Origin of the sequence: Argonema galeatum A003/A1, from assembly GCF_023333595.1 — a bacterium.
Classification (GTDB): domain Bacteria; phylum Cyanobacteriota; class Cyanobacteriia; order Cyanobacteriales; family Aerosakkonemataceae; genus Argonema; species Argonema galeatum.
Genome location: NZ_JAIQZM010000025.1, coordinates 45165 through 58880, shown reverse-complemented (window position 1 = coordinate 58880; position 13716 = coordinate 45165). Strand labels below are relative to the sequence as shown.

At 43.2% G+C, this 13716-nt stretch carries 9 protein-coding genes; 4 read left to right on the top strand and 5 right to left on the bottom strand.

Going from position 1 to position 13716, the window contains the following annotated elements; genetic code table 11:
- Positions 1 to 295 precede the first annotated feature (295 nt).
- Entirely contained in the window at positions 296 to 2659 is a 2364-nt protein-coding gene (pcrA, locus tag LAY41_RS22545) for a DNA helicase PcrA (RefSeq protein ID WP_249103120.1), read from the top strand.
- 5 nt (positions 2660 to 2664) lie between these two features.
- Here pcrA and LAY41_RS22540 read toward each other — a convergent pair whose 3' ends face one another.
- The gene (locus tag LAY41_RS22540; protein ID WP_249103117.1) at positions 2665 to 3942 is read right to left on the bottom strand and encodes an FGGY-family carbohydrate kinase; all 1278 of its coding nucleotides are present in this window, start codon (positions 3940 to 3942) and stop codon (positions 2665 to 2667) included.
- A gap of 59 nt (positions 3943 to 4001) precedes the next feature.
- Between LAY41_RS22540 and LAY41_RS22535 the strand changes: the two genes are divergently transcribed.
- From LAY41_RS22535 to LAY41_RS22525, 3 genes are all read left to right on the top strand, one after another.
- On the top strand, positions 4002 to 4349 hold the full coding sequence (locus LAY41_RS22535; RefSeq protein ID WP_249103115.1) for a hypothetical protein: 348 nt from the start codon (positions 4002 to 4004) through the stop codon (positions 4347 to 4349).
- The gene (locus LAY41_RS22530) at positions 4346 to 4513 is read left to right on the top strand and encodes a hypothetical protein (protein ID WP_249103113.1); all 168 of its coding nucleotides are present in this window, start codon (positions 4346 to 4348) and stop codon (positions 4511 to 4513) included. The genes LAY41_RS22535 and LAY41_RS22530 overlap by 4 nt, the downstream gene beginning before the upstream one ends.
- 94 nt (positions 4514 to 4607) lie before the next feature.
- Complete coding sequence (locus tag LAY41_RS22525; protein WP_249103111.1) at positions 4608 to 4805, top strand: hypothetical protein; 198 nt, start codon at positions 4608 to 4610, stop codon at positions 4803 to 4805.
- A 2-nt stretch (positions 4806 to 4807) separates the two neighbouring features.
- Here the strand turns inward: LAY41_RS22525 and LAY41_RS22520 are convergent, their stop codons facing one another.
- The 4 genes from LAY41_RS22520 to LAY41_RS22505 all read right to left on the bottom strand — a co-directional run bounded on the left by LAY41_RS22520 (position 4808) and on the right by LAY41_RS22505 (position 13398).
- Positions 4808 to 6226 (bottom strand): SagB family peptide dehydrogenase, encoded by a 1419-nt coding sequence (locus LAY41_RS22520; protein WP_249103109.1) that lies wholly within the window; start codon positions 6224 to 6226, stop codon positions 4808 to 4810.
- Positions 6227 to 6267: 41 nt separating this feature from the next.
- A complete protein-coding gene (locus LAY41_RS22515; protein WP_249103107.1) occupies positions 6268 to 6876 on the bottom strand; it encodes an NHLP leader peptide family RiPP precursor in 609 nt (202 codons plus the stop codon).
- A gap of 349 nt (positions 6877 to 7225) precedes the next feature.
- A complete protein-coding gene (locus tag LAY41_RS22510; RefSeq protein ID WP_249103105.1) occupies positions 7226 to 12049 on the bottom strand; it encodes a WD40 domain-containing protein in 4824 nt (1607 codons plus the stop codon).
- Positions 12046 to 13398, bottom strand: coding sequence for a P-loop NTPase fold protein (locus LAY41_RS22505; protein WP_249103104.1), 1353 nt, complete (start codon positions 13396 to 13398; stop codon positions 12046 to 12048). The genes LAY41_RS22510 and LAY41_RS22505 overlap by 4 nt, the downstream gene beginning before the upstream one ends.
- Positions 13399 to 13716 lie beyond the last annotated feature (318 nt).

The window sequence follows — 13716 nt, the reverse complement described above, 5'->3', positions numbered from 1 at the left end:
TTACCTTAAAAAATCTTGTGATTATTCTTATCTGCGTTTATCTGCGTTCCAGAGTCTTCATCTGCGGTAAAATTTAACCAACGATAACAACAGACAATTTAACGATCGCACTCATGCACTAACGATGCAACCGAACACGATATTACACTTTTGTTGGCACTTTTCACCATAGATGTAGGGGCAATTCATGAATTGCCCCTACATCTATGGTGAAAAATCAAATGCGTAACGTGATAGTCTTGCTAATAGCGCCTCTCTCCTGCACAGACGCGATCGCCTAGAACTCATCTTAACCATGACTACAGCAACCACCGACTTTCTCAGCCACCTCAACGCCAGCCAACGTCGCGCTGTCGAACATTTTTGCGGCCCCTTGCTTGTCGTTGCTGGGGCGGGTTCCGGCAAAACGCGGGCGCTGACTTATCGAGTCGCCAATCTTATTGTGAAGCATAAAGTCGATCCAGAACATATCCTGGCTGTTACTTTTACCAATAAGGCGGCGCGGGAGATGAAAGAGCGGATTGAAAAGCTTTTTGCGGCTCAGATGGCGCAAAAGGAGACAGGGAAGTCGTTTGAGTCACTTTCAGGTGAGGAACAGACGAGGTTGCGATCGCAAGTCTACAAAACTCGCATCAAACCTTTGTGGGTAGGCACTTTTCATAGCCTTTGCGCTCGTATCCTCAGATATGATATCGAGAAATATCAAGACGAAAAAGGACGCAAGTGGAATCGCAACTTTTCCATCTTTGACGAATCCGATGTCAAAAGCCTGATTAAAGAAATTGTCACCAAACAGCTAAACCTGGACGATAAGAAATTTGACCCCAGTTCCGTCCGCTACGCCATCAGCAACGCCAAAAATCAAGGCTTATCGCCCCAAGAGTTTGAGCGAGAACAGCCGAACTTTCGCGGTAGAGTAATAGCACAAGTTTATAGCATTTACCAGGATAAACTAGCAGAAAATAACGGCCTCGATTTCGACGATCTCATCTTAGTTCCAGTCCAACTTTTTGAACAGAACGAATCTGTTCTGGGCTATTGGCATCGACGATTTCAACATATTTTGGTAGATGAATATCAGGATACTAACCGCATTCAATACGACCTGATTCGGCTCTTAGCCACTAACGGGGAAAGTCCAAAAAAATTTGATAATTGGCAAAATCGCTCTGTATTTGTCGTTGGCGATGTCGATCAAGCAATTTATTCCTTCCGAATGGCAGATTACAAGATTTTGCTGGGATTTCAGGAGGACTTTGGCGACGGATTGCCAGATGACGACACGCGGACAATGGTGAAGCTTGAGGAAAATTACCGTTCCAGAGAAAACATTCTGCAAGCGGCAAATCAGCTAATTCAAAATAACACCCAACGCATTGATAAAATTCTGCGTGCTACAAGAGGAGAAGGAGAACCGATTTACCTCCATCGTGCTGATAACGAACTCGATGAAGCTGATTTTACAGTGCAGCAACTTCGCCAACTGGAACGCCAGGAAAAAGAATTTGACTTAGGTAGTTTTGCGATTCTTTACCGCACAAATGCCCAATCTCGACCGTTTGAAGACGCCTTGCTGCGCTGGGGTATTCCCTACACAATGGTTGGCGGTTTGAAGTTCTACGATCGCAAAGAAATTAAAGATTCGCTTGCATATCTGCGGTTACTTGTCAATCCATCCGATACAGTTAGTTTGGTGCGAGTAATTAATACCCCCCGACGCGGTATAGGTAAAGCTACGGTAGATTCCCTGATTAATGCAGCCCAACAATTGGGCGTCCCCTTGTGGGAAATACTGAGCGATGAGACATCAGTAAATACATTGGCAGGACGTGCAGCCAAATCAATTAACAGCTTTGTGCAGCTGATTGGTAAATGGCAGCAACAAGTCGATCCACTCCCGGCGTCTCAAATTGTTCGGGGAATTATGGAAGATTCTGGTTACATTGATGATTTGAAAAAGCAAGGCACTGATGAAGCCCAGGATCGACTGCAAAACGTATTTGAATTGTTTAACGCCGTGGTGCAATTTGAAGAAGAAAATGATGAAGCAAGTTTGGGAATTTTCTTGGCCAATGCTTCTTTATCTTCAGATTTAGATAACTTGAAAGAAGGACAAAAAGCAGTTTCCTTGCTGACGTTGCACGCCGCCAAAGGACTGGAATTTCCGGTCGTATTTTTGGTGGGGATGGAGCAGGGATTGTTACCTCACATTCGCAGTTTGGACGATCCAGTTACATTGGAAGAGGAGCGGCGTTTGTGTTATGTTGGCATCACTCGCGCCCAGGAGAGATTGTATCTTTCTCATGCGCTGGAACGACGTTTGTGGGGTTCTCGCGAACCGGCTATTAAATCGCAGTTTCTCGAAGAATTGCCTCAAGATTTAGTGAGTAGCAAGGTAGGGGCGACGATTCGCAGCGGTGGCGCGGGTGTAGCTGGAAAGTCGCAGCGACAGAAATCTCAAGATGAAAGTGTTGGCGTTTCGCCCAATCAGAGCCAAGATTGGAAAATAGGCGATCGCATCCTTCACAAATCTTTCGGTATTGGCGAAATCACCCATATTTTGGGTTCCGGAGAAAAAATGACTGTAGCTGTTCATTTTCCCGGTGTTGGGCGAAAAATTATCGATCCAAAAATTGCCAAGCTGCAACGAGTACAGTAACCCAACTAATTTGCGTTGAGTCCCCGCATCGCTAAAAGGGCGCTACCATACGCCGCTTCTCTGTGCGTCGGTTCTAAAATAGATACTTTCAAATAACGCCTGCGAATCTTTGTCCAAGTGGGATTTTTCGCACCACCGCCAGCAGTGTAAACGCGGGTCAAGGGAGTTGCACCCAATTGTTGCAATAACTGATAACCCCGTGCTTCAATGCGAGCGATACTTTCCAGCAAACCGTGCAGAAATTCCACTGGGTTTTCGGGGCGAGGTTCCAGTCGCGGCGGCAAATTGGGATCGTTGATGGGGAAGCGATCGCCTGCTTTCAATAATGGATAATAATCAAGTAAATTTTCTTTTTCTGCATCTATCTCGTGGCTGAGATTTTCTAATTCAGGATCGGTAAAAAATTCTCGCAACACGGCACCACCAGTATTAGAAGCACCACCAACTAACCATAAATCTCCCAATCTGTGACTATAAATTCCATATCGCGCATCATCTACGCGAGTGCTACTCAAAAGTTTTATTACTAAAGTAGAACCCAACGATGTACTTGCTTCACCGGGAAATGTCGCACCGCTAGCGAGAAAGGCAGCAATACTATCAGTTGTGCCAGCACAAACTACGCAATCTCGCCTTAAACCGAGATTATTAGCTATTTCAGATGTTACTTCCGAGATAGGATTACCGGGTACGATAACTTTGGGCAATTTAATTGCTATTTCTAAATTTTCTAGCCATTTAGGATAGCAAAGTTGCTCCACATCGTAACCGAGTTTCAAAGCATTATGATAATCGCTGATTCCCAATTTTCCATGCAACAGAAATGCCAACCAATCTGCTTGATGCAAAAAATAAACTTTTCTCTTATCCCCCCCTTGATAAGGGGGGCTATGGGAGATCTTTTCTTGCCACCTTAAAAGTTTAGCTAATGAAGAAGTAGCGCTAATTACAGTATGGTTTTGTGGTGCAATTTCCCTGACTTTATCCAGCACTTCCACACCCCGTGCATCGTTATATAAAATCGGTTCATCGATTGGGTTTCCAGCGATATCGCATAGCATAACGGTGGAGGAAGTGCCGTTAATGCAAATTGCTTTTATTTCTTGTCGTAATTCTGGGTTAATTTGCTGGATAAGAGAGAATAAAGCTTGTTGCCAAAGTTGGGCTAAATTGGCTGAATTCTGAAATGGATATTGTGTTTCAGATTGGATAAGTCCTGCCGAGTTGATTACTATGGCGCGTGCGCCAGATGTGCCAAAATCGATGCCCAGGTAGAGGTTCATAAGGTAAATATATGTAATTTATCTAGACAAATGCTAGGTTTTTATAGTATAAATTATACATGACTATTCCATCAGAACTGAACGCTCTGATTGAGCGGTTAAACCAAGAGTTAGATATAATCGAGCGGGAAGCAACAGCGGGACTTAACTTAGTCAGAGTCAGGCTGGAGCGTTTTCCCAACAATTTCTTACTTATTCAGATGTTTGCGTCTTTTAATACAGCCTTATTTTTTGTAGCTACCCAAAGAAGGCAAATTGAGGCTCGTATTGAAGATCTCTCAAGAAAGGTGACTACAAATGAACAAATTCAAGAAGCAGGAGAAGATTTGGCAATAGAACTGGGTCGAGTGTTGGAAACGAAAATAATGGTAAAGGGGATTAAAGCTCGTTTGGAGAACTTACAATGACAGAACAAAAATCTGATGAAAAAGAACTGCTAGAAATTCTGGAAATGGTTAAAGCTTTTGAACAGAAAGCTAGAGAAATGTGTGAGATATCAACGGCTAATACAAAAAAATGGCGACTGAGGACGGAAGATAAACGGGATGCTGCACAGAAGTTGGAAGTTTGAGTAGTTTGAAGAAGGGCGATCGCACGGTTCTTTCGGGTCAACTATGCTCTAGGGACACGGCATAATTAAAATTTTCATCTATACCAACTTATGTATGATGCCGTGTTCCTACAAAAATGTTCATTTGGAAATCCTACTACGGAACGAATTGCGTTCATCTCCTCTCCTCACCAGTACAGGACAGATCTTTTACACGGATGGGCGGATATTAACAGATAAATTATCGGCTACTGTCGATCGCACTCCGTACTCCACCATAAGCCCGATCGCACCTCAATTTTACCGAAGCTGAAGCTAATTCGTTGACTTACTACCCAAAAGGAATTCTCCTACAGAAGTTTCTGCGTAGTAATCTGTCCCCACTGCTGCTGCAAATAAATCGGAATCTCCAAACGAAAGAGCGCAAGGAGCCAAATCCATCGCCGTTGCTACCAGATAAAATGTTTGGTACAGAATACCAACGTGCTTTAATGTTGTGGCGTAGGCGATCGCTTCATACTGCCAATTTCTTCTTTGAAAACGAGCAGCAATTGTAATTAAAACTTGCAGAGATTCCCAACTTTCTCTTACTGCGTCACCCGCTCCTTGCAAAAGGGCTTCAACTTTGCTATTTTTCTCGGCAAGCTTACAAAGTTGATGTTCCTTGGGACAGTAATGGTAAATACCCGGAGAAATATTTTCGCAATTATTTACAGTGACATAAACTTCCAATTCGTAATCTGCTCCGGCGCTTGGGTAAGGTCGGCTACTTCTTTCCCCATACTCTGTTTCTTTAATGCTTTTTACTCGCGCCGATCGATAAAGAAATTCACCTAGCTGTTTATCTGTTATTGGCTTATCTGCGTAATTTCTAATAGTTTTTCTTTCTTCCAACACTAAACTAAAAGGATAATCTGTCTCGTTGATTTTTTCAATATTAGGTTTATATAAATTTATTGTATCGATCGACATCTTTTCCTTCACAACGGAAGGAGGCTTATTTTCCAGCAAAATTCCTGAATTATCTCGATAAAAACTAATATGTCTTCCCAGTCTGCTTCTGGCGTGAAATAGAAGATCGTGAAAGCTCCATTGGGCAAGTTTTATATTTTCTTCTTCTTGGATTTTACCCCGCTCTTTCACTTCGGAAATAGCTTGGGCATTCAACAAGAGGATAAAGAACATTTGCAGGCCATTTTCTGATATATTGGGAAATTTTAGGTTAATTTCACCACAGCTTGAAGGCTTTACAAGTTCGGTAATTATTGCTGTGCTTCTCGAATCCTGTAGAATTATTTGTGCGTAAGATAAGGGAGATTCTAAAACCATTTGCTCTTTGTATTTGCGGCAATAAGCAAAACGGGACAGTACATAGCTTTGGTTTGTAGCTATCTTTTTCAGATCGAACTTATAATAGCGAGAGATAGGCACAATAGTTGCCAAAGGGCTTCCATCGGCAACAACGGTATGGCAAAGTAGAGATCGATCGCTGAATTTTTGCAAGTAGTAGTAAAGCTTGGGAAGTTCGGCTTCTCCATCAATTTTTACCACCAAGTCACTCAACTCTTCCTCCGTAGCGCCATCAGCAGCAAGTGTCTTTAGTGCAGCCAGTAAGCCGGGTGTAAGTTGCTTGAACGTTAAATTAACCAGAGGAGAACGGACATCTATTTCGTCAGGCGATCGTTCTAACAGAAAAATGTTTCTTTTTAAAGAAAGAATCAAAGATTGTGACATTTTATTTAGGATCTAAAAAAGCAATATAACCGCTATAAAACTCAGTCTCCCTTGGTTGGATTACAGGTTGTTCCGTTTGTTGTTACTGCCCTCGCTGCCAACCCTATGCTGGTATTAATGATTTCCTCGGGGGAAACAGCTTCTAGCTCAAATAAACCTTTTATTTTTGCCAATGCTTCTTCAATAGTACAAGATTGACCGCTGGCTATTTCTTTAATTTGTTTCAAGACTTCCTGCGCCTGTTCGGTGTCAACTGGCACCCTTGTCACTAATTCTCGGATTTTTTGAACGACTACTTCAGGAGGATCTGGTTGCTTATATACTTCATAAATATTTGTCTCTGTAACTTCAGGTGCTTTTTCTGGCAACGGTAGGATAAGCCTCACCGCTTCAGCACCCGGTCTTGTTTCAACTTCAATTTCAGGCGGTATAATAAATTCTAATGAATTATCAGTAGGTTCTATCTGTATTTCAAGTCCTTCTGGGATCGCAATTCCCTCTTCTTCCAAAACTCTAGTGGGGTTTTCAAGGAGACGTTGCTTAAATTCTTCGTCTGCCCAGGCTTTAGCTATGATTTTAGCCCAAAAATTTCTGCCTATCAAAGAGTTTTCTTGCGAGTTTTCGGGTTGGGGATTGTCTTGTGCAGTCATTGTTATTGGTTTTATTTACATCGTAAATTAAGCTTAGCGCGATCGTATTTATTTGTCAACTTATAGCGCTTTTTGGGCTGCGATTCAAATCGCCTTTCTTATAGCTAAAGTCCACTCATGTGGACTGAATACTAATCTGACAGTCCATTAAAACTGATAACTTGCACCATTGTTATAGCAGCCGTCAGGGCGGTTAGGGCATCCTAAAACGCCAGAACCAATTTACAGCAAGCATTTCACTTTTGACTTTTGACTTTTGCTATATTAACCCAAAACCCGCCAGGGACTCAAGTCCCTGGCTAATAGCGAAAGTCCTCTAAAGAGGACTGGAAGAGAATTTCAGTCCTCTTTAGAGGACTTTCGCTATGAGACGGGGGTTTGAACCCCCGGCGGATGTGGGCGACACCACTGAAATACTCTTGCAAAGATCGCGATCTTCACTGACATTAGCGTTAGTCTTTAGATAGTCATGCAACAAATTGCAACCGCGATCGAGTAGATTATCTAAATCCAAATCCCGCAGAATCTTCCAATTCCATATAATAATAGTTTTGTCATCGCTAGCCGAGACAAGCCTCTGTCCGTCGGGACTGAAATTGACTGCATTGACCTTCGCATTATGCCCTTGGAGAGTTTGAAACAATGTGCCATCCTTGCGCCAGATTTTGATAGTTTTGTCATCGCTGCCCGAAACAAGCATCTGACCGTCAGGACTGAAACTAACGCTAGCAATCGCTGCATTATGCCCTTGGAAAGTGTGAATTAATTTGCCATCCTTACCCCAGAGTTTGATAGTTTTGTCCACACTTCCCGAAGCAATTGTCTGACCGTCTGGGCTAAAACTAATGCTAGTAACCCGATCGCTGTGTCCCCGAATTGTTGCCAATTCCTTGCCATCAAGTTGCCAAAGTTTAACGGTGTTATCATCACCAGCCGAAGCAATTATTTGGTTATTCCGACTGAAACTGACGCAACAGACCGGACGAGTATGACCGTTAAATGTTTTAGGCCAAACACTATTCTTGCGCCAAAGTTTGATGGTATTGTCATTACTTGCCGAAGCAAGCATCTGACCGTCGGGGCTGAAACTAACCGTATTAATTTGTTCTTTATGACCTGCTAATATTTTGACTTGTTTGCCATTTAGCTGTAAAAGCTTGATAGTATGATTATCGCCACCCAAAGCTAGAGTTTTACCATCGGGACTGAAACTGACGAAACCGGAAACTCCTTGAATATTTTGGATTAATGTGCCGTTAAGTCGCCAAATTTTAATGAGCTTGTCGTCATTACTAGCTGAGGCGATCGTCTTACCATCTGGACTGAAAATTACATCATCAACGCTATTTACTTGGATAGTTTGAAATGACGTGCTGTCAAGTTGCCATATTCTCACAGTGGTATCGGTACTCGCGGAAGCAATTGTCTTGCCATCGCGTTTGAAACTGATACCTACAAGGCTTCCTTTGTGTCCTTGGAGAGTATGAAGCAAGATGCCGTCGTTAACTCTCCAGATTTTCAATGTACTGTCTTCACCAGCTGAGGCAAGCGTCTTACCGTCAGGACTAAAACGAATCCTATAGACTTTGTTGCTGTTTGCTGGAATGGTTTTGAGCAGCTTACCGTCCTTGTTCCAGAATTTGATTGTGTCGTCGTCACTGGCTGAGGCTAGAATCTGACCGTCTGGGCTGAAACTGAGGTTTGCGAGCCACTTATTGTGTGCTTTAAAAGTTTTGATTTCTTTACCATCTTTGCTGCTCCACAGCTTAATAATACCGTCAAGGCTAGCTGAGGCTAGAGTCTTACCGTCGGGGCTAAAACTGAGTCCAGTAACCCTGTCATCATGTTTGCCTAATGTTTTAAGAAGTGTGCCGTCTTTGCGCCACAGCTTCACGGTTTTGTCTTTACTGGCTGAGGCTAAAGTCTCACCATTAGGGCTGTAAATAACGTTAAAAATCCACCCTTTATGCGCTAGGAAGGTTTTGATTTCCTTACCGTCTTTGTACCGCCACAGCTTAATAATACCTTTTCCGTCAGCTGAAGCTAGAGTCTCACCGTTAGGGCTAAAACTAATGCTAGTCACCCGATCGTTGTGTCCTGAAAGAGTGCGAATTTCCTGTCCGTTGCGCCGCCAAAGTTTTATAGTTTTGTCAGCGCTGGCGGTGGCGATCGTTTCATCGTCGGGACTGAAACTAACGGCATTTACCCAATCGCTATGTCCTTGCAAACGGTTCACTTCTCGAACGTCCGAGACGATCGCGTGCCGTAATGTTTCTTCAGTTTGATGCAAAAGATTATCCGATACTTTTGTTGCCAGTAATTGTTTACCTGCTTTGACGCTGTTTGTTAATGCCCCCAGCCGATCGTGAGACAGCAAAAGTGCTTCCGATGCTGCATTCAGCGCTTCAATCTTGGCAATTTCCGATCGATTTTTTTCCCTTTGTGCTTGCTGCGCGAATATCAGTGCCGAAACTGTTGAAATTGACAGTAAAACTACTGCTGCCGTCGAACCTACTAGCGCACGTTTCAGAAAACGATTTAACTTCCGATCGCTAATCCGACGCTGCTTTCTCTCTTCTTCTAATTCTGCAATTAATGCAGCGCCTTTTTGTTGGCGGATAAAAGCAACTAAATAATCGTGAACAAGTTGATAGCGATCGGCTGGTGTTTCTGGCAGCAAAAATACTAATCGCGATTTCACAAAAATTTCCAGCACCAAATCTAATTTGTCGGCTTCTGCTGCTAAATCGACTGCTAACTGAGTGCGGGTTTTTAGGGGGCGAGTGTTGTTTTCATCTGTGAGCAAGTATAAAACCAATTGGGCAGCGCGTTCGTTTTCTGGCCCGCAATCTTTAACTACTTCTTCTAAATACCGCTCGACCAGTTTTTTCTTTGGCCCGCGTTGCCTGTATTGAGCCAGCGTGGTGATATTTTCGGTTTGCAGTTGTGCGCCTACAACTTGCAATTCGATCGGGCGCACTTCTCCAAAATCTCCCGCCAGATCCCGCACTAATTCATCAATAAAATCTGGCTGTAAGTAAAACTTGGATCGTCCGGTCAAATTTTGAATAACTAATTTTGCATCTTTGGCTGAAAAATTACCTAAGTAATAAAGAATATTCTTATCCAAAATATTATTGTTAATCGGCTGCAAACTCGTGATGCGCTGGAACTCTAACAAGTAATGCAGATAATCCTCTCGCAGCGACAGAATAACTTTTACAAAGGGAATCTCTAGGCAATCGCGCAGAAGATCGTAAAAGAAACGCCGCTCGATCGAGTCGGTGCAAACAAAGAAAAATTCCTCAAACTGGTCAAAAATTAGCACCGTCAGCAAGTTTTGTTCGGCATTCTTTCGCAACTGTTCGAGTATAGATGCCGTCGAATCGATGCCATCGCTGGCGAATTTACCCGTCTCTACAAGTGCCTCTGCAAGACGTTTTCCCAGTTCCTTAATCCGATCGGTATAGACTTGCTGCAAAACAGGCAGTACATTACGGCTACCAATAATTTTTTGTTTTAATTTCGGTACTAATCCAGCCTGCAAAATTGAACTTTTGCCAACACCTGACTGTCCGTGAATTACCGTTAGTTTGTGGTCATCGCGACTCATTCTCTCGACTAAGCGATTGATATCTTGCTGCCTTTCAGAAGCAAAAATTTGTTGGGTTTCCTGTTCGACATAAGGTAAGGCAGGATTAGTTATTTGTTGTTTTGGCTGCAATCTACCAGCACCGATGAAAGCTCGAAAACCGTACTGCTGCTCGATCGCATATTGCTCCTGCTTAAACTGAAATGCAGTTATATATTGACATTGTTGAAAGTAAGCATTTCGCAACTCGCATACAATTGAAATATAAAGCTCTGGATCGTACTGAGGTTTAGTTTCCGTCCTGGCAGTTTCCAAGGTTTCGATCGCCTCATCTACCCCACCTAAATGCAGTTGCGCTCTGGCTAACGCAAACAAATACCAACCTTTATGAAATGAGCGTTCCCAATCTAAAATGGTGTGGCGATCGGATGAACCAGAAGTCGATGCAATTTCTTCACCATTTGCTAAAATCTCCAACGCTTCTCGAGCGTATTCCTGCGCTTGTACCCAACCCGATTTAGCCAACGCCACTTCAGCAAGAAAGCCATAAACTCGCGCCAATCTAAACAAATCGGAATAGGTTTGATGGAGAGCTAACGCTTTTTTAGCAACAACTTCTAACTCATCCCACTGTTGAAGTCTTTGCAGGACATCTCCCAAAGGATTGATAAATTTGGCGACCAAATCAGGCCGATTAGCTCGCTCGAAAGCTTCAACGCATTGCTGCAAATAATCTTTCGATCGATCGAAAGCTAGCCCCTGCTCGGCTGGATGCCGCATACCGTAAGTGCGCCACCACAATGACAGACTATGCAGCACGCACCCTCGCCGTTCCAGGTTATCGCTAGTCTGCCAAAGTGCTAAACTATTCTCGTAATTTTGCCGAGACTGCACTGTTAAATTATTAACATCTCGACCCAAAACAAATTCCAAACTGGCTTCTAGTTCTGGATCTAAACTCACACCGCGATTTTGCAGTTCTTTCTGTGCCGATCCCAGTTCGATGCGACGTGGAGAACCAATTTCCAAATTGAGAGCGGCATTGTCTAGAAATATGCCCGCACCGGCATCTAAAACTTTAGCAAATACTTCATCCGTAGTTTGCTTGATGAAATAAATTAACTCATCATTTGCCATCTCAAATTCGATGGGAGCGGCTGCCCAACTCTCAAAATCCGGTGCTGTTCGGATCAGCTTTTGCAGTACCTCATCTGTCACCCACAACACCACCGGAAACGATAAATTTTCGCCAAATTCCTCCCGCATTTGGTTGGTGCAAATTAGTAGGGCATCAAGAGATATCGCTAACTCCAAACCAGAAATAACAATCGCTTGCTGAGGCGATTTTTTCGAGTCTTCCCGAATAGCTGTATAAAGGTTTTTTGCAGACGGCTCGATGACTAATTCTCTCAACTCGATCGGGCATAATTCGCGCAACTGTTGCATCAAGCGCTGCCTTAAATTTGTATAGTTGCAGCGTGCCAAAATCAGCGAAAACTGCCCTTGAGAAAACTCTATTGCCCGCACCAGAGTTCTCAAGGATTCATCGTTTTTTACATTTTCTGGGTAAAAAGTCATCATGACTGCAATTGTTTTGCCTCTGCCAAAATTGGATTGATACTAAACCATCCTCCCTCTTCATCCTGATATTCAAATACAAACATACTGCGTAAGAGGGTTTGGTATTCGTCTTCACCTTTTACTATTTGCTGTTTTGCTACCTGGAAGAGCAATTCCCACTCTCGATCGCTAACGGCTCGAATTAACGCATCCCGCTGTCTCCTAATTACATCTTCCAAACACTTGCGCGAAAGAGGGGGATCTTCTTTTTGGAGACAGCTATGAAGCAGCACCAACAAGTTTCGCACGTGACCGCCACTAACTAAGCACAAACGGTCTAAGGTTTCCAGAGAATCAAACACTTCTGAAATGAGTGTCAGTCGCTGTTGCGGTTCTACATCCGGGAAAGCTCTTGCTAACACCATTTGTCGCATCAGTTCCATACCCTCATCATACACGCTCCCGGAGCGCGATCGCACCCGCACCATCGGCAATAATTTCGGTTCCACCCCAAAACGATTATTCAGCATTCCTTGATCGTTGGAGAAAGTTAGCACTAAAGGAATAGTGTAAACCAAATGGCACTTCAGTTGTTTCAGTTGTTCTCCTCGGTCTACAAACAGATACTCTGGCTGCGATCGACCCGATGGTTTCGCCGAGATACTCATGCGATCGAGATTATCGATAATTACTACCAGTCCTTGTTTGTTTTGCAGCTTCAATTCTTTAATTGCAGGTTCCAGTAATTCTTTATTAATTACTTCTAAAAGCGTATCTGTACGCGGCTCTAAATATTGCCTCAACTGAGAGCGAAGATCCGGACTGTTTTTAGTTTTAGCTGTAATTTCGCCAATACCGAAACCTACAGAAAACTCTCCCGATGTGCTAGCCTTGAGATTGCCAACTCCCGGCACCGAAGCTTTACCTGAAAGTTCGATTTCTGTTTGCAAAACTTTGGCCGCACCTTGCAGTAAAGCTTTGAAACCTCGCGGTTGCAGAACGATTTTTGCTTGCTCCAAACTTTCGCTAACTTGGCGAGCAATAGCAAGCAAAATATCTGTTACGTCAAGATCGGCCATTACCAAATCTTGGCTAGATTCAAAATACACAACATGAAATTTCTGTTGCTCTAACTCATTTTTCAAGCGCAATAGTTCCGTGGATTTACCACAGCCGATGTGTCCTGTAAACAGCTGGCAAGTTGGCTCATCTGGAGAAAGGCGGGCGATCGTTCGTCCCAATTCTTCAATAATTTTGCCACCGCGTACTGCGGAAAAATCGATATAATATTTCCGATCCTGGGCATTCCCCACGTTTAGGGTCTTGCTGGGGTTGTATACCTGGTAAAATTTCGACAAATCCAGTGCCATCGCTCACCTCACAACGGGTCTTATACTATCTTATATTTCAGATTGAAAATTTAGAAGTTCGGCATAAGAGTCTATTTACAGTTAAACAAGTGTTTTATAGCAGCGCTTCACCCATTATAGGTATTTTGGCAATAATATCTTCCATGCACTGCCCTCAGACTGAAGTCTGCCTAAGCTGTTGAGCATTTAAACTGGGTATTTTAGAGGCTGAACCCCTTTACTGGCTTAGATCGCCTCAGAAATTTAAATGCTTAACAGCTTACGCAGACTTAAGAGGCTATTGTTGGTTGGAGTATGTTAACTTAACCATAGCCTACT